The following is a 15,935-nucleotide window of genomic DNA, read 5'->3' as shown; positions in this document are numbered from 1 at the left end:
AGATCGCTCTCCCCGGCCCCCTCTTTCAAGCCACGGCGTGCGCTCAGTAATTGACGCGTGCCGAAATGCCGAACACGCGCGGATCGTTCACGAATGCGGTGTTGTTGTTGAAGTCGATGCCGCCCTTCACATTGTCGGCATCGGTGATGTTGCGCACGAAGGCCGCCACTTCGAACAGGCCGTCGGTTCGGGCATAGCCGATCCGCAGGCCGCCTTCGATCTGGCCGTTCGCGTTGAACTCTTCGCTTTCATAAAGGAAGAAGTTGGTCTTCCCCTGATAGGCCCAGTCGGTGAAGAAGAAGACTTCACCTGCATTGCCCACCGGGAAGGCGTAGCGCGCGGTCACGTCGGCGATCCATTCCGGAGCGTTGGGGAACGGATTGCCGTCCACCAGCGCACGGGTATTGCCAGACAGCACGACAGTCGGATCGGTCACGGTGCACTGCGCACAGATGCCCACCGCCAGATTGCTGTCCTGGATCTTGGTGTCGTTATACGACAGGCCCGCAGTGATCAGGAAGTCCGGCGTGACCTGGAACGCGCTGTCGAGTTCGAAGCCGAAACCGCGACCCTTCTCGGCATTGACCAGCTGCACCAGGTTGCCCGCGCCGCCCACTGCCGAGAACTGCGGATCCTCGATCGTGTAGTAGTAAACCGCGCCGTTGAGACGGATGCTGCGACCGGCGAATTCCGATTTGAACCCGGCCTCGTAGCTCATAATCTTTTCCGAGGTCGCGACCGACGGGGGCGAACCGAAGGCCACGTCGCGGCCCTGAATGGTCGGGGCGCGGAAGCCATTGGCGAGCCGCGCATAGACGCTGGCATCGTCGCTGACATCGACGAAAGCCGACAAATCCCAGCTCAGGCGATCGTCCGTGACGATGCGATACTGCGCGCCCGGACCCGAGATGAAGGAGGGCGACACGACCAGGAACTGCTTCTTGTCATCGGTCCAGCGCAGGCCGCCGGTCAGCTTGACCGTGTCGGTGGCCTGAACCGAGAGCTGGCCGAAGGTCGCCCAGGCATCATTGGTATGGCGAACGGTCACCCACGGCGGAAAGCCGAAGCCCACGGTGGTGACGTCGAAATCGCTCTGAAAGACATACATGCCGACCTGCCAGTCGATCATGCCGCCGGGGTTCGAGGCGAGACGGACTTCATGGGTGAACTGGTCGAGGTCGATCGAATCCTGCGTGTCCGATGGGAAGGGAATGAATCCCGGACCGGTGACCATATTGCCGCCATCGATATCGCCGCGGCTCGAACCGTCGCTTTCGGCATAGGCCGTGATGCTGGTCAGCGTGGCGAAATCGGCTTCGTAATCGAGGCGGAAGCTGGCGATCAGCGCATTGTATTCGGCCACATTGCCGCCGCCGGCGTCGTAGAACACCGTGTCGCGGTCGTAATTGTCGTTAAGGTCGTTATTGCCCGGGCCAAGGATATTGGCGCGAAACGGCGTCGAGGTGCCGTCGAGATCGCGGAACGCCACGGTGCCGAGCATCGACAGGCGGCTGTCAGGCGTGATCAGCAACTGCGCGCGACCGGCCAGCTCGTCATAGCCGCCAAGCACGTCGTCCTGGCCGGTGAAGCCGTTATCGATCCAGTCGTCGCGGTGCTGGTAAAGACCCGAGACGCGCAGCGAAGCGACCCCGGGAGCGATCGGCACGGTCACGCCGCCGTCGAGCGAGAGCGAATTGAAGCTGCCGTAGCTGGCCGAAAACTGGGCGGTGAATTCATCGCCCGGACGGGCGGTGTCGATCTTGACGATCCCGGCGGGCGTGTTGCGGCCGAACAGCGTGCCCTGCGGGCCGCGCAGCACTTCGATGCGCTCGACATCGAAGATCGGGAAGGCCTTGAGCGTCACGTTTTCGAGGACGATTTCGTCCATCACCACCGAAACCGGCTGCGAAGCGGCAAGATCGAAATCGGTGTTGCCGAGGCCGCGGATATAGAACCGCGGGGCTGCACGACCGTTGGAGCTTTCGACGAACAGGCCGGGCACGCGTGCGGCGAGCGCCGTGACTTCGGCACCGGCATCGAAGATCGTCTTCACCGTGTCGGCATCGAGGGTCGCGGCCGAGACGGCGACGTCCTGGAGATTTTCCTCGCGCCGGTTGGCGGTCACGATGATGGTATTGAGCTGGCCTTCGGCCGCGTCGGTGCCGGTGGCCTCGACGTCCTGCGCCAGAACGGGATTCGCCGCGAAGGCCGCGAATGCGAGTGTGCTGGCCCCGAGGAAGCGGGCAGCGGTAGATCGAATAGTCATGGGGGAAGGGTTCCTGCTTGAGCGCGCACGAAATCGGTCGGGCATTTGGAGGTGAGCGGCGGGTTGCGCCGTGGACCGACCATAGCAGAACAGGCGCCGAATCGGCGAACCGCAGCGGCCTATGTAACAGATTCATGACGATTGTTGCATTCGCGCTACAGCCGTAACCGATATGCCACGAGGGCCATCTTCGGCCCGCCGAGGGCGCTGGGTGCTTGAATGCGCGGGGACGCTGCGCCATAGGCGCGCCAACACGAAAGGCCTCAACGCATGAAGATCCGCGTCCATGTCTCGCTCAAGCCCGGCGTTCTCGATCCGCAGGGCCGCGCTGTCCACCATGCTCTCGAGGGCCTTGGCTTCGAAGGTGTCGAAGACGTCCGCGTCGGCCGCCTGATCGAACTCGAGGTCGCCGATAGCACCAGCGATGATGCGCTGACCGAGATGTGCGACAAGCTGCTCGCCAATACGGTGATCGAAAACTACCGTATCGAGAAGGTCGCCTGATGGCTTTCCGCGCCGCCGTCATCACCTTCCCCGGTTCCAACTGCGACCGCGATATGGCGGTTGCGATCGAACGCGTTTCGGGCATCGCACCGATGCGCGTCTGGCATGGCGATGCGCATCTGCCGGAGGATCTCGACTTCATCGCCCTGCCCGGCGGTTTTTCCTATGGCGACTATCTGCGCTCGGGCGCGATGGCGGCCAACAGCCCGATCATGCGCAGCGTCGCGCGCCGCGCCGAACGCGGCGTGCCCGTTCTGGGCGTGTGCAACGGCTTCCAGGTGCTGACCGAAGCCGGCCTGCTGCCCGGCGCCCTGATGCGCAATGCCAGCCAGAACTTCATCTGCCGCACGGTCGATCTGACGGTCGAGAACAGCCAGTCGCTGTTTACCGGTGGCTATGACAGCGGGCAGACGATCCGCATTCCCGTGGCGCATCACGACGGCAATTACTTCGCCGACGACGACACGCTCGACCGCATCGAAGGCGAAGGCCGCGTGGCATTTCGCTATGTCGAGAATTGCAACGGCTCGCGTCGCGGCATCGCCGGGGTTCTCAATAGCGCTGGCAATGTGCTCGGCATGATGCCGCATCCGGAACGCGCGGTCGATCCGGCGCATGGCGGGACCGATGGTCTTGCCCTGTTCGAAAACGCGGTGAAATCGCTGGTCGAGGCCTGATCAGGCGCGTTCGCGCCGCTGGTTCGCCAACCGCCGGGAAAACAGGGCACTGGCATCCTCTGCAGGCATCGGGCGTCCGAAGTGGAAGCCCTGGATTTTGGTGCATCCCATCCCGCGGATCATGGCTGCCTCTTCCTCGTTTTCGACCCCTTCGGCGGTTGTGGTCATGTCCAGGCTCTCGGCCATGGCGACGACCGCCCGGATGATGGCGATCGATTCGGGGCTGTGTTGCGCGGCGCCCTGCACGAAGGTTCGATCGACCTTGATCGTCGAGAATTTGAGCTTGCGGAGATAGCCGAGCGAGGAATAGCCCGTGCCGAAATCGTCGAGCGCGATCGAACAGCCCAGCGCCATGCACTGTTCCAGCGCCTGCCGGGCGATACTTGCGTCGCGCATGAAAATGCTCTCGGTCACTTCGATCTCGAGCCTCTTCGGATCGAGGGCGCTATGGGATAGCGCGCGGACGACAGTGGCGGCAAAGTCGGGCTCGAGCAATTGTTCGGGTGAGACATTGACGTTCACCTTCACATGCTCGGGCCAGCTCTGGGCCGCCTCCCGGCACGCCTCCTGCATGACCCAGGTGCCGATCGGCACGATCAGGCGCGTATCCTCCGCCAGCGGGATGAACTTGCCGGGGCTGACGAAGCCATGTTGGGCGCTGTTCCAGCGGAGCAGCGCTTCGAAACTGACAACATCTTCCGACCGGGTATCGACCACGGGCTGGTAGTGCAGCGTGAACTCGTCATTCTCGAGCGCATGCCGTAGCGCATGCTCGAGCTGGCGCCTTTCTTCCGCATTGGCATGCAGGGCCGGCTCATATTCCCGGTGCATGCCGCCGCCCCGATCCTTGGCACGATAGAGCGCCAGATCGGCATTGCGCAGCATTTCTTCCACCGACTTCCCATCGCGGGGGCCGATGGCGGAGCCGACGCTGGCGCCGACATAGAGAACGTGGTTTTCGATCTCATAGGGTTCGGACAGACGCTCGATAATAGCCCGCGCCAGAAATTCCACGCGCCCATTGTTCGAGGTGTCGGGGATGACGACTGCGAATTCGTCTCCGCCCAGACGCCCGCAAATCTCCTGTTCTCCCACAAGGCTCTCGAGCCGCGCGGCAACTTCGCCAAGCATCCGGTCGCCGACCAGATGACCCAGCGAATCGTTGATCGCCTTGAAGCGGTCGAGATCAATCATCAGAAAAGCGCAGCGCGACCGCCATTGATTGGCATGGGCCAGCGCTTCGCCAAGTGCCTCGTTCAGCATCCGCCGGTTGGGCAGTTGGGTCAGCGTGTCGTAGCGCGCCAGGAATTCGATCTTCTCGGACGATTCGCGCTGTTCGGTCACATCGGACCCCACGCCGCGAAAGCCCTGATAATTGCCCAACTCGTCGATGATCGGCGTGCCCGAAAGCTCCCACCATCGATCTTCGCCGCCGATGGACACCCTCACGCCGAGATTGGAGAAATTCTCCCTCCGCGTCAGCTTGTCCGTGAGATCGTGCAGGCTTGGCGGGAACTGACCCGTCTCCCAGCCATCGCCTGAGATCATCTGGAGAAAGGACTTGCCTTCGATCTCTTTCGGTTCCTTGCCCAGCGCATATGCGAAGCGGGGCGATATCGCCTTCAACCGGCGCTGAGTATCGATCTGCCACAGCCAATCGGCCTGGCCTTCCTCGAATTCGCGCAGCAGCATGGACACCACTTCGCTTTTTTCCTGCATGGCATAATCGGAAAGGCGCGCCGCAACCGCGACACGCGCGCTCTCGATTACCCCAAACGTCGCGAGCAAGGTCGTGCCCACCACAACCGCCGCGAGAGTCCACTGCATTGCCATCAGGCTCGCTACAAGGCCGCCAATGCCGACCGCGCCGGCGAAGGCCATCGAGCTGAGCGGAGCACTGAACCGGCTCGCGCAGCTTCCGACCACGAGCATCGCCGCCGCTGCCCAGACGATACCCATCGCCCCGATATCGGCGAAGAGCGCGGCGAGGATCATGCCGACCGACCACAGCGCGCCCTTGCCCGCCGTCATCAGGGCGTGCGATTTCATTTCCGCATAGGATATCATGCGGTTTCCGGCATCCGCGAGCCCGATATCCGCGCGGGCCGAATATCCCACCGCCACCAGCAGGCCGATCCCCCACGCCGCCAGAAGCGCGACTGGTATCGCCCCATAAAGCGTCGCCGCGACCATCAGAAAGCCGACCAGATGGAGCACGGCCCGCGTGATCACACGATCTTTCAGCAGAGCATATTGCTGTCCATGCACGAGCTTCCAGTCGGTGCCGTCCGGCGTATCAAGCCCGATGACCTGCCGGATGGACAGCGCGTCACTTCGTGTGTCTGGAGAGGAAGTCTGCTCGCTCACATACTCACGGTTAACCGCAAAGAGTTATCTCCGGGTAAAGGACATACACACCATTCGCGACGCCGCCGTTCACGGAGCGCTGGGGTCGCGGGGCTCACAGCGCTCGAATCACTCCACAGTTACCGATTTCGCAAGGTTTCGCGGCTGATCGACATCGGTGCCTTTGACGCAGGCAACGTGGTAGGCGAGCAACTGGACCGGGATCGCATAGACCAGGGGCGCGATCAGCGGGTGCACACGCGGCATCTCGATGGTTGCGAGGCACCCTTCCCCGGCATGCTCCAGCCCCTCCGCGTCGGATATCAGGACGATCTGCCCGCCACGCGCCCGTACTTCCTCCATATTCGACACTGTCTTCTCGAACAGCGGGCCAGAAGGCGCCAGTACGATCACCGGAACCTCATCGTCGATCAGCGCGATGGGGCCGTGCTTCATCTCTCCGCTGGCATAGCCTTCGGCGTGGATATAGCTGATTTCCTTCAGCTTTAACGCCCCTTCCAGAGCCAGCGGGAAATCGGGACCCCGGCCGAGATAGAGAACATCGCGTGCCGGGGCGATGAGATGGGCCATGCTTGCGATATCGTCGTCATGATCGAGCGCGGCATTGAGGCAAGCCGGTGCTTCGAGCAGATGGGTGACGACTTCCTGTTCCTCGGCCCGGCTCATCAGGCCTTTCTTCACCGCCATATGCGCGGCCAGAGCGGCCATGACCGCGAGCTGACAGGTGAAAGCCTTGGTCGACGCCACGCCGATCTCAGGTCCGGCATGGGTGGGAAGCAGCAGGTCCGCTTCGCGCGCCATCGAACTCGTCGGCACATTGACGATCACACCGATGGTCTGGCCATTTTCCTTGCAATGCCGCAGCGCCGCCAGTGTGTCGGCGGTCTCGCCGCTCTGCGAGATGAACAGGGCCAGCCCGCCCTCCTCCAGAACCGGCTCGCGATAGCGGAACTCGGACGCGACATCGATATCCACCGGGACGCGCGCGAACTGCTCGAACCAGTATTTCGCCACCATCCCGGCATAGAAGGACGTGCCGCACGCGACGATGGTGATGCGCTTAACGCTCGACAGGTCGAAATCGAACTGAGGCAGCGCGACCGAATTGTCCGAGCGACGCAGATAGGAGCCCAGCGTCTGCGCGACCACGGTGGGCTGTTCGAAAATTTCCTTCTGCATGAAGTGGCGGTAATTGCCTTTCTCCACCGCTGCGGCAGAAGCGCCGGAGGTGCGGATTTCGCGCTCCACCTCGGCATTTTCGGAATCGTAGATCGTCGCCCCCTCGCGCGTGACGACGACCCAGTCGCCTTCCTCGAGATAGCTGATCTGCTGGGTCAGCGGCGCCAGTGCCAGAGCGTCGGATCCGATATAGGTCTCGCCCTCGCCATAGCCGACCACCAGCGGGGAGCCGCGCCGAGCGCCTATCAGCATATCGGGATGGTCGCGAAACGCGATTGCGAGCGCGAAAGCTCCGCGAAGGCTCGGCAACACATTGGCCACCGCGTCCTGCGGGCTCTCGCCATTCTCCACTCGCCGCGAGACCAGATGGGCAACCACTTCGCTATCGGTGTCGCTTTCAAGAGCGCGGCCGTCTTCGTGCAGGTCCGCACGCAATTCCTTGTAGTTTTCGATAATGCCGTTGTGCACCAGCGCCAGCTGATCGGTGGCATGGGGGTGCGCATTCTTGGCCGTGGGTGCGCCATGCGTAGCCCATCGCGTATGCGCAATCCCGACATTGCCTGGTGCGGGGTCTTCGGCAAGATTGGCAACCAGATTGTTCAGCTTGCCTTCGGCCCGGCGACGGATGAGCTGGCCATCGTGCAATGTGCAGATTCCGGAACTGTCATAACCCCGGTATTCCATCCGGCGCAGGCCATCGACGAGACGATCCGCGACCGGCTGACCGCCCACAATACCGATAATTCCACACATGAACCGCAATCTCCAACAGATATCAGAGGCGGAGCCTTAGCGGTTCCTGACCAGCAATCAATCGTGCTGCTGTAAAGCCGTGGCCGGACTGCCATCCAACCCTGCGACGGAGGGCCTGATCCGCCCTGTCCGAGCCCCCGCCCATTAGGGAAAAATCAAGGTTTCTTTCTTATTCACCACATTTCGAGAGATCGGGTTTGCCGTATTGGCACAGGGTTCGGCTCGACAGAACAAGAGTATCTTCGGGGGTAACCGGAATGAGCGCATTCGGACGGAAGAACGGACCGGCAGGAATGGGGGCCGGTGCCCGTCCGCAATTCGGTATGGCCAAGCCCATGCGTGGCGGCACGCCGCCCCCTGCTCAGACGAGGACAGACCGTAAGCATGGCGGCGAACAGTTCCCGCCGCTACCTGACACCGACACCCCGCCTCCCGGCGCCGGTGGCGGCCCGGGCGGGGACGCCATGTCCCGCCTCGAAGAGCGCATGAACTCGACCCATTCGGGCCAGAGCGAGGTCGGCGGCTTCGAAGCCAGCGTCCACAAGATCAAGGAACAGGTGCTCCCGCGCCTGCTCGAACGCGTCGACCCGGAAGCGGCCGCCACGCTGACCAAGGATGAACTGTCGGAAGAATTCCGCCCGATCATCATGGAAGTTCTGGCCGAGCTGAAGGTGACGCTGAACCGCCGCGAACAGTTCGCGCTCGAAAAGGTCCTGGTCGACGAACTGCTCGGCTTCGGACCGCTCGAAGAACTGCTCAACGATCCCGACGTGTCGGACATCATGGTGAACGGCCCCGATCAGACCTACATCGAAAAGAAGGGCAAGCTGGTCATCGCGCCGATCAAGTTCCGCGATGAAAGCCACCTCTTCCAGATCGCCCAGCGTATCGTGAACCAGGTCGGCCGCCGCGTCGACCAGACCACGCCGCTGGCCGACGCCCGTCTGAAGGACGGCAGCCGTGTGAACGTGATTGTGCCGCCACTGAGCTTGCGCGGTACCGCGATCTCGATTCGTAAGTTCTCTGAAAAGCCGATCACGCTCGACATGCTCAAGGATTTCGGTTCGATGAGCGACAAGATGTGTACCGCGCTGAAAATCGCGGGCGCGTGCCGGATGAACATCGTGATCTCGGGCGGTACGGGCTCGGGTAAGACAACCATGCTCAACGCCCTTTCGAAAATGATCGACCCGGGCGAGCGCGTTCTCACCATCGAGGACGCGGCCGAACTTCGCCTGCAGCAGCCGCACTGGCTGCCGCTGGAAACCCGTCCGCCCAACCTCGAAGGCCAGGGGGCGATCACCATCGGCGACCTCGTGAAGAACGCCCTGCGTATGCGCCCCGACCGGATTATCCTGGGCGAGATTCGCGGCGCGGAATGTTTCGACCTTCTCGCCGCGATGAACACCGGCCACGACGGGTCGATGTGTACGCTTCACGCCAACAGCCCGCGCGAATGCCTCGGCCGTATGGAAAACATGATCCTGATGGGCGACATCAAGATTCCGAAGGAAGCGATTTCGCGCCAGATCGCAGAGTCTGTCGACCTGATTGTGCAGGTGAAGCGCCTGCGCGACGGTTCGCGCCGTACCACCAACATCACCGAGGTGATCGGGATGGAAGGCGACGTGATCGTGACGCAGGAACTGTTCAAGTTCGAATATCTCGAGGAAGGCGAAGACGGCAAGATCATGGGCGAATTCCGCTCGTCGGGCCTGCGCCCCTACACGCTTGAAAAGGCGCGCCAGTTCGGTTTCGACCAGGCCTATCTCGAGGCCTGCCTCTAAAAACGCACTCCAAATCCGGCGCTTCGCCGCAAAGCGGGCCGCGCCTCGCGGCCGGACCTAGGATGTGAGGATCGCGGGAATCGCGGCCGCCAGCAATCCGCCACCGATCACGGCAAAGGTCAGGAAAAGGCCTGTCCAGGGCATCCATCCGACGCGGTTGATTTCGCTCCGCTTCATCCGGCGCCGTTCCATCAGCATGCAGACCATCGCGACCGCGAAACAGGTCGCGCCCCAATAGGCTGCCAGTTCCGCATCGCTTGCGAAAAGAAGAAAATCGGGTTCGGGCACAGTCCGGGCATATGGGTGCATCGCCGAACCGTCGCAACCGGCCTGGGAACCACTTGTCACGCCTTACGTTACATTTTCCGGAACCCCGGTCACGGGCCCTTTGGGAAGGAAGATGTTATGGTCAAGAAGATCCTGCTCGCTTTCGGCATCACGTCGATGACCCTCACCGCAGCAGCCTGCAACACCGTCCGCGGCGCCGGCGAAGATTTGCAATCGGCCGCCAACGCCGTCGACGAAGAAACCTGAACCGACCGCAAATTCAACAACAAGACGCCCGCCCTCGCCCGGCGGGCGTTTTCTTTTGCGGTATTCGAGATTGCGCGGCAATCGCGGACGGTATGGCTTGTTTTGAGTGGTAACTACTCGCCGCTTTGCTTTGATCGCATTCGTCGACAGAACAGCCACCACAGCGCCAATACCAGCGCAGCGGCGATCACACCGAATGCTAGAGCTTGCATCGCGATGCTGATCGAAACTGGCGCTACAATTGCAGTCCCAAACACCAACCACGCTGCCAGCAGAACAGCTTCGGCACATGCGAGTTTGATGCAAAAGACGAAACTCGACTTTGCACGCCGAAACGCAAGATAGGGCAGCGCAAGAAGACTGAATACGACAATCACCGCAACGGCCTGAACAATGAAACTTGTGAGTTCAGATCCGTGCACTGACCAAGTTCCCCATCAACGTCGCCAATATCGCTGAAAAAGCCGCAAACTGCAACTGTTCGCAATCGGGTGGCAAGCAGTCTTCCTTCTCAATCCTTGCGATATACTAGTACGAGATTGTTTGCCGGCATTTCGTGGCGGGCGGTGCGGTGAAGGTTTCGAGCCTCCGCAAGCGCATCGAGGTCACCGACCTGGCGCAGCCCCCATGCCGGGTCGCGCGCCTTCAGGCTTTCATCGAACGCCAGATTCGACGGAGCCGTTTCCACATCATCCTCAACAAACGGCCCGTAGAGGATCAGCGGTGCGCCGGGGGGCAGGAGCCTGCCCGCGCCTTCGAACAAGCCCACGGTCGCCTCCCACGGGCTGATGTGGATCATATTGACGCAGAGCACGGCATCGGCCGTCTCGATCGGCCAATCGAGCGCTGCCGCATCGAGCGCGATTGCGGGGCGCAAATTGGCAAGACCCGCCTCCTGCGCCCAGGCATCGACCGAGTGCAGCGCATCGGTTGCGCAATCGCTGGGTTGCCAATCGAGCGCCGGAAACCGCTTTGCCATGAACACGGCATGTTCGCCGGTCCCGCTGGCGATCTCCAGAACCAGGCCCTCATTGGGCAATTCCCCGACCAAAACTTCGGCCAGGGGTTCCGAATTGCGCGCGGTGGCGGGGGCATGGCGTTTCAATTGACCTGCCTGTCATGGTCTTTCCAATAGGGCGCGCGCAATTCGCGGCGCAGGATCTTGCCGCTGGCGTTACGCGGCATCGCCTCGATCACATCGACCGTTTTGGGCACTTTGAAGGCCGCCAGCCGCTCGCGCGTGAAGGCGATGATGTCATCGGGGTCGACCTCGCTGCCCGGCTTGGGCACGACGCAGGCCTTCACCGCCTCGCCCCAGGTCTGGTCGGGTACGCCGATCACCGCCACCTCGCCCACCGCGGGATGGCCGTAAATCGCGCTTTCGACCTGTGCCGGATAGACGTTCTCGCCCCCGGATATGATCATGTCCTTGATCCGGTCTTGGATAAAGACATAGCCATCCTCGTCCATATAGGCGGCATCGCCGGTATGCATCCAGCCATCCTTGAGCGCACCTCGCGTTGCGTCGGGCAAGTTCCAATAGCCTTGCATGTTGGACGGGCTCTTGCAGAGCAGCTCGCCCACTTCGCCGCGCGGCAGCTCCTCACCATCCTCGCCCACGACTTTCAGCTCCGCGCCCGGCACCGCCTTGCCCGCCGACTTCATTCGCTGGTTGCCTTCGAGCGTGTGATCTTCGGGCGGCAGCATGGCGATGGTGCCGGTGGTTTCGGTCATGCCGTAGCATTGTAGGAAACCGGCTTCGGGGATGGTCTGAACCGCCTCGCGCAGCAGATCGAGCGGGATCGGCGCAGCGCCATACATCACGTATTTGACCGCCGACATGTCGGTATCCTTCGCGCGCGGATGCTGAACCACCATCTGCAATGCGGCGGGTACGATGAACAGGCGGGTGATCCCCTGCTCGAACCCGTCGAGTACGCCCTCAGGCGTGAATTCCGCCTGCACGATCGCGCGGATGCCCGCAGCCATGGCCATGATGCCCAGCCCCGTCCCGCCGATATGCGCGCAGGGCATGCAGACTAGGATCGCCTCGCCCTCGTCCCAGCTCGACCATGGCTGCGCGGCTTCTTCGGCAGGCTGGCGCAATGAAAACAGATTAGCATTGGTCAGCACCGCGCCCTTCGGATTTCCAGTCGTGCCCGAAGTGTAGAGCTGGAGCACGGCATCGTCCGGCCCCGCCCCATCGAAATCGTCCACCGGGGCCGCGGCGATGTCCGAATTCACCGTTGGCGTGTCGATTACTTTCGGCGGGTTTTCCATGTCGCCGCAGGCCTTTGCCGCAAGCCCGGCGAATCCTTCATCGATAAAGAGCAGCTTCGCCCCGGTATCGCCGAGAATGTAGGCGATTTCCGGCGCGGCCAGCCGCCAGCCAATCGGGACCATGACCACGCCCATCCGCGCGGCGGAATAGAACAGCTCGAAATAGAGCCGCGCATTCTTGCCGAGCCAGGCCACCCGGTCGCCCTTCGCGAGCCCCTGCGCCTTCAGCATGGCCACGATCCGGCGCGAGCGTTCGTCAAGCTCGGCGAAAGTCAGCGCCTTGCCATCCTGTTCGAGCGCCACCTGCTCGGGCTTCTCCCGCGCCCAGTGCCGGATCAGCCCATCGAAAGCGAGCATTTCGCCATCTGCCATTCAACCTCTCCGCTGCATTCAGCTATTCGAAACATCATGGCACGTCGGTTGCTGCGCGCAACCCGGTTCCCGCGCAGGATTATTGCCAGCGTCCCTGCTCGCGCGCGCGCTTTTCGCGGATGGCGAGCCACAGGAAAAGGCCCAGCGGTCCGGCAAGGAAGGTTGCCAGCAAGATCGGCGCCTGGATCACCCGAGAAAAGCCCTTCGCATCGGCATCGCGCGCGATCCACAGGCCGACGAACAGATCGAAGGCGAGATAGTGGATCCAACCGATCGTCACCCCGCCATCGCTAGCGAAGATCGCGCGAACCCCCTCGATCGTAGTGAAGTTCGCGGAGCCGGCCGGGCCTGCCGCATCGAAAGCGCCGGACAGTAGGCCGATCACTCCGACCGAATAGGCCAGACATAGCAGGCCGATACCCGCATAAAGCACCGCCGCCAGCAAGGCAGGCCAGCGCGGAAGCAGAATCAGCGCCGACCACATGATCAGGGCCAGCAGATTCGCCAATCCGAAAGCGGTGTCCCACATCAGGCTTCTCCCCGCTCGATCTGCGGCAGCGATTTCGCCGCCCGCAGAATGGCGTCATTATCATGCAGGAAACGTCCGCGCGCTGCCCGCTTGGCCAGGGCCAGCGCGGCCTGTGCAACGATCTCCGCCCTGATCGCCCGATATTGCCGATACTTGCCATGAAGCAGCAGGTTGACGATCGGCGCCGCCGCGATACCCAACCGCTCCGCCGGACGGCGATCGTCCTCCCGCTGGCCGCGCAGCAGGCCGGGGCGCAGAATATCGAGCCGGTCGAAGCGGAGCTTCGTCAGCTCGCGCTCCACCTCGCCCTTCACTCGCAGATAGAAGTTTTTCGAAAGCGCGTCCGCGCCGACCGAGCTGACATGGACGAAACGCTCGACGCCGAAGTGTTTCGCGGCGCGCGCCGTATCGAGCACCAGATCCTGATCGACAGCCCGAAACGCGGTTTCGTCCCCGCCCGCCTTCTTCCAGGTCGTACCCAATGCGCAGATGATCGCCCGTGGACGCACGGCCTCGATCACTTCACCCCATTTGGCGGGTTCGGCCACGAACATCTCCATGCGGATACCGCGCGGCAGCCTGCCCTCACGCCGGGCGATGCCGGTCAGCCGTACATCCTCGCGCCCGATGCACTGCTCGATCACGGTGGAACCGATCAGCCCCGTCGAGCCGATCAGGCCGATGCGGGTTGCATCAGACATTGCTCAATCCCTCGGGCGCGCGTCCGTAGATCCTTCGACACTGGTCGATGGCATAGCGATCGGTCATGCCGGCGATGAAGTCGGCGATATGACGGCTGCGCCGGGGCTCGTCTTCGGGCTGCGTTGAGAGCCATTCGTCGGGCAGTTTTGTCGGATCCTGGCGATAGGCCACGAACAGCCGGGCTATGACATCGCGCGCCCGTTCGGCCGTGGCGATCTGCTCGTCATGGTAATAGAGCCGGTCATACATGAAGCGTTTCAGTTCGCGCTCCTGCGTCTGCATCGTCGGAGAAAAGCCAGCCAGTTGCCGATCGGCTCCGCGCACTTCGGCCACGCTTGCGATGTCTTTCACCTGTTCGCGCGTATGGGTCAGCACATCGTTGACCATCAGACCGATCTGCGAGCGGACCAGTTCGCGCAATTGGCGATCACGCGAGGCGTGGGGAAACCGCCTTTCGACCGCCCGCCATTGGTCGGCGAGCCAGTCCAGCGCCAACAGGTCGTCGAGATCGAGAAAGCCCGCGCGCAGACCATCGTCGATATCGTGATTGTCATAGGCGATATCGTCGGAAATTGCGGCCACCTGTGCCTCGAGCGAAGGCCAGCTCGACAGGTCGAGCGGGAAAGCGCGGTCGATCTCGGTCAGCGCCCAGTTGGGTGCGACCACCGGGCCATTGTGCTTGGCCAATCCCTCCAGCGTTTCCCAGGTCAGATTGAGCCCGTCATGGTCGCAATAGGGGCTTTCCAGCCGCGTCAGCGTGCGCAGGCCATGCGCGTTGTGATCGTAGCCGCCGGCATCGGCCATGGCCTGTTCGAGTGCCTCTTCGCCCGCATGGCCGAACGGTGGATGACCGATATCGTGACCCAGGCACAGCGCCTCGGTCAGGTCTTCGTCCAGCCCCAGCTCGCGCGCCAATACGCGGCCGATCTGGGCCACTTCGAGGCTGTGGGTCAGCCGGGTGCGATAGTGATCGCCATCGGGGGCCACGAAAACCTGGGTCTTGGAGCGCAATCGGCGAAAGGCAATCGAATGGACAATCCGGTCCCGGTCGCGCTGGAATTCACTCCGCGGCCCGCGGGCGCCTTCGCGTTCCTCGGTGAATTCTCGGCCGCGACTTGCGGCGGGATCGGAGGCGAAGGGGGCTCTGGGCATGCAGCGGCGAGGCTTAGGTCAGCCCGTCCGGGGCGACAACGTGAACGAAATGCGAACCCATGCGGTTTTCGGCAGATTGTGCCCGATTGCGGCCCGAAGCCCGGCCCGGCAATCTCAGCCGAGAATCCAGTCTGCAGCCGCCCGGCAATGGATGTCGGTCGAATCGAACACGGGGAGGACATTCGCATCGGTATCGACGACCAGTTCGAGCTCGGTACAGGCAAGCACGATGGCCTGCGCCCCTTCCTTCTCCTTCATCGTGATAACCGTCTTCAGGGCGCGTTCGGCATCGCGTGTGACGCGCCCCAGCATCAGTTCCTTGTAGATGATTCCATCGACCAGTTCGACATCGCCCGGATCGGGCGGCAGCAGATTGACGCCATGCGATACCAGCCGCTGACGATAGAAGCTCTCCGTCATCACGAAGCGGGTGCCCAGCAGAGCCGCGCTCTCGCATTCGGCCTCCTTCATCGCCTTGCCCACGCTGTCGGCGATATGCAGCACCGGGATCGAAACCGCCTCGGTCAGTCGGTCGTAAACCTTGTGCATGGCGTTGGCCGCGACCACGAGACCTTCCGCGCCCGCACTTTCGAGCCGCCGCGCCGATTCCACCAGCATGGAGGCGATGCTGTCCCAGTCGTCGGCATTCTTGGCTGCCGCGATGGGGCCGTAGTCGAGGCTTTCGATGAGCAAAGGCGGGCTCGCCATCGGGGCGGCGCGCTTCTGCACGAATTTGTTGATCCGTTCATAATAGGCGCGGGTCGAGATCCAGCTCATACCCCCAATAATGCCGAGCTTTCGCAAGCGTTGATCCTCTTATCCGCCCTGTTGTT

15 protein-coding genes are annotated in these 15,935 nt (G+C 62.5%); 4 read left to right on the top strand and 11 right to left on the bottom strand.

The features are described 5' to 3' along the window. Positions 1–43 precede the first annotated feature (43 nt). Positions 44–2,266, bottom strand: a complete 2,223-nt coding sequence (locus MUY37_RS10905) for a TonB-dependent receptor (RefSeq protein ID WP_499195392.1) — start codon at positions 2,264–2,266, stop codon at positions 44–46. A gap of 270 nt (positions 2,267–2,536) precedes the next feature. On the opposite strand from MUY37_RS10905, the gene purS reads away from it, so the two are divergent. Then, positions 2,537–2,770, top strand: a complete 234-nt coding sequence (gene purS / locus MUY37_RS10900) for a phosphoribosylformylglycinamidine synthase subunit PurS (RefSeq protein WP_499195391.1) — start codon at positions 2,537–2,539, stop codon at positions 2,768–2,770. Continuing rightward, a complete protein-coding gene (gene purQ, locus MUY37_RS10895; protein ID WP_499195390.1) occupies positions 2,770–3,447 on the top strand; it encodes a phosphoribosylformylglycinamidine synthase subunit PurQ in 678 nt (225 codons plus the stop codon). Before purS ends, purQ begins: the two co-directional genes overlap by 1 nt. Here the strand turns inward: purQ and MUY37_RS10890 are convergent, their stop codons facing one another. Both MUY37_RS10890 and glmS read right to left on the bottom strand, forming a co-directional pair. Then, positions 3,448–5,814, bottom strand: coding sequence for a putative bifunctional diguanylate cyclase/phosphodiesterase (locus MUY37_RS10890; protein WP_499195389.1), 2,367 nt, complete (start codon positions 5,812–5,814; stop codon positions 3,448–3,450). A 108-nt stretch (positions 5,815–5,922) separates the two neighbouring features. Further along, positions 5,923–7,746, bottom strand: coding sequence for a glutamine--fructose-6-phosphate transaminase (isomerizing) (glmS, locus tag MUY37_RS10885; RefSeq protein WP_499195388.1), 1,824 nt, complete (start codon positions 7,744–7,746; stop codon positions 5,923–5,925). A gap of 257 nt (positions 7,747–8,003) precedes the next feature. On the opposite strand from glmS, the gene MUY37_RS10880 reads away from it, so the two are divergent. Next, positions 8,004–9,533 carry a TadA family conjugal transfer-associated ATPase gene (locus tag MUY37_RS10880; RefSeq protein WP_499195387.1) on the top strand — a complete coding sequence of 510 codons (1,530 nt, stop codon included), beginning with the start codon at positions 8,004–8,006 and terminating at the stop codon, positions 9,531–9,533. A 57-nt stretch (positions 9,534–9,590) separates the two neighbouring features. On the opposite strand, the gene MUY37_RS10875 is transcribed toward MUY37_RS10880, so the two are convergent. Next, the gene (locus tag MUY37_RS10875; RefSeq protein ID WP_499195386.1) at positions 9,591–9,881 is read right to left on the bottom strand and encodes a hypothetical protein; all 291 of its coding nucleotides are present in this window, start codon (positions 9,879–9,881) and stop codon (positions 9,591–9,593) included. 57 nt (positions 9,882–9,938) lie between these two features. Here MUY37_RS10875 and MUY37_RS10870 point away from each other — a divergent pair, with 57 nt between their 5' ends. After that, positions 9,939–10,067 (top strand): entericidin A/B family lipoprotein, encoded by a 129-nt coding sequence (locus tag MUY37_RS10870; RefSeq protein ID WP_115416270.1) that lies wholly within the window; start codon positions 9,939–9,941, stop codon positions 10,065–10,067. A gap of 113 nt (positions 10,068–10,180) precedes the next feature. Here MUY37_RS10870 and MUY37_RS10865 read toward each other — a convergent pair whose 3' ends face one another. The 7 genes from MUY37_RS10865 to MUY37_RS10835 all read right to left on the bottom strand — a co-directional run bounded on the left by MUY37_RS10865 (position 10,181) and on the right by MUY37_RS10835 (position 15,906). After that, positions 10,181–10,489, bottom strand: a complete 309-nt coding sequence (locus MUY37_RS10865) for a hypothetical protein (protein WP_499195385.1) — start codon at positions 10,487–10,489, stop codon at positions 10,181–10,183. Between the two features lie 89 nt (positions 10,490–10,578). Next, positions 10,579–11,172 carry a DUF938 domain-containing protein gene (locus MUY37_RS10860; protein WP_499195384.1) on the bottom strand — a complete coding sequence of 198 codons (594 nt, stop codon included), beginning with the start codon at positions 11,170–11,172 and terminating at the stop codon, positions 10,579–10,581. Beyond that, positions 11,169–12,719: a fatty acid--CoA ligase gene (locus MUY37_RS10855; RefSeq protein ID WP_499195383.1), complete on the bottom strand. Its 1,551-nt coding sequence runs from the start codon at positions 12,717–12,719 to the stop codon at positions 11,169–11,171. The genes MUY37_RS10860 and MUY37_RS10855 overlap by 4 nt, the downstream gene beginning before the upstream one ends. A gap of 79 nt (positions 12,720–12,798) precedes the next feature. Beyond that, complete coding sequence (locus MUY37_RS10850; protein WP_499195382.1) at positions 12,799–13,248, bottom strand: ABA4-like family protein; 450 nt, start codon at positions 13,246–13,248, stop codon at positions 12,799–12,801. Continuing rightward, a complete protein-coding gene (locus MUY37_RS10845) occupies positions 13,248–13,949 on the bottom strand; it encodes an NAD(P)H-binding protein (protein ID WP_499195381.1) in 702 nt (233 codons plus the stop codon). Before MUY37_RS10845 ends, MUY37_RS10850 begins: the two co-directional genes overlap by 1 nt. Further along, the gene (locus MUY37_RS10840; RefSeq protein ID WP_499195380.1) at positions 13,942–15,102 is read right to left on the bottom strand and encodes a deoxyguanosinetriphosphate triphosphohydrolase; all 1,161 of its coding nucleotides are present in this window, start codon (positions 15,100–15,102) and stop codon (positions 13,942–13,944) included. Before MUY37_RS10840 ends, MUY37_RS10845 begins: the two co-directional genes overlap by 8 nt. Positions 15,103–15,216: 114 nt before the next feature. Next, a complete protein-coding gene (locus tag MUY37_RS10835; protein WP_499195379.1) occupies positions 15,217–15,906 on the bottom strand; it encodes an aspartate/glutamate racemase family protein in 690 nt (229 codons plus the stop codon). Positions 15,907–15,935 lie beyond the last annotated feature (29 nt).

The organism is Qipengyuania sp. ABI-127-1, from assembly GCA_022953095.1.
GTDB lineage: Bacteria > Pseudomonadota > Alphaproteobacteria > Sphingomonadales > Sphingomonadaceae > Qipengyuania.
Note: the sequence above shows the minus strand (reverse complement) of the source record. Positions and strands in the feature narration are given on the sequence as shown.

What these genes read in the sequence shown, in the direction of transcription:
- MUY37_RS10850 (WP_499195382.1), bottom strand. Translation starts at nt 13,248, where the DNA reads ATGTGGGACACCGCTTTCGGATTGGCGAATCTGCTGGCCCTGATCATG.
- purS (WP_499195391.1), top strand. Translation starts at nt 2,537, where the DNA reads ATGAAGATCCGCGTCCATGTCTCGCTCAAGCCCGGCGTTCTCGATCCG.
- MUY37_RS10870 (WP_115416270.1), top strand. Translation starts at nt 9,939, where the DNA reads ATGGTCAAGAAGATCCTGCTCGCTTTCGGCATCACGTCGATGACCCTC.
- MUY37_RS10880 (WP_499195387.1), top strand. Translation starts at nt 8,004, where the DNA reads ATGAGCGCATTCGGACGGAAGAACGGACCGGCAGGAATGGGGGCCGGT.
- MUY37_RS10845 (WP_499195381.1), bottom strand. Translation starts at nt 13,949, where the DNA reads ATGTCTGATGCAACCCGCATCGGCCTGATCGGCTCGACGGGGCTGATC.
- glmS (WP_499195388.1), bottom strand. Translation starts at nt 7,746, where the DNA reads ATGTGTGGAATTATCGGTATTGTGGGCGGTCAGCCGGTCGCGGATCGT.
- purQ (WP_499195390.1), top strand. Translation starts at nt 2,770, where the DNA reads ATGGCTTTCCGCGCCGCCGTCATCACCTTCCCCGGTTCCAACTGCGAC.
- MUY37_RS10840 (WP_499195380.1), bottom strand. Translation starts at nt 15,102, where the DNA reads ATGCCCAGAGCCCCCTTCGCCTCCGATCCCGCCGCAAGTCGCGGCCGA.
- MUY37_RS10905 (WP_499195392.1), bottom strand. Translation starts at nt 2,266, where the DNA reads ATGACTATTCGATCTACCGCTGCCCGCTTCCTCGGGGCCAGCACACTC.
- MUY37_RS10855 (WP_499195383.1), bottom strand. Translation starts at nt 12,719, where the DNA reads ATGGCAGATGGCGAAATGCTCGCTTTCGATGGGCTGATCCGGCACTGG.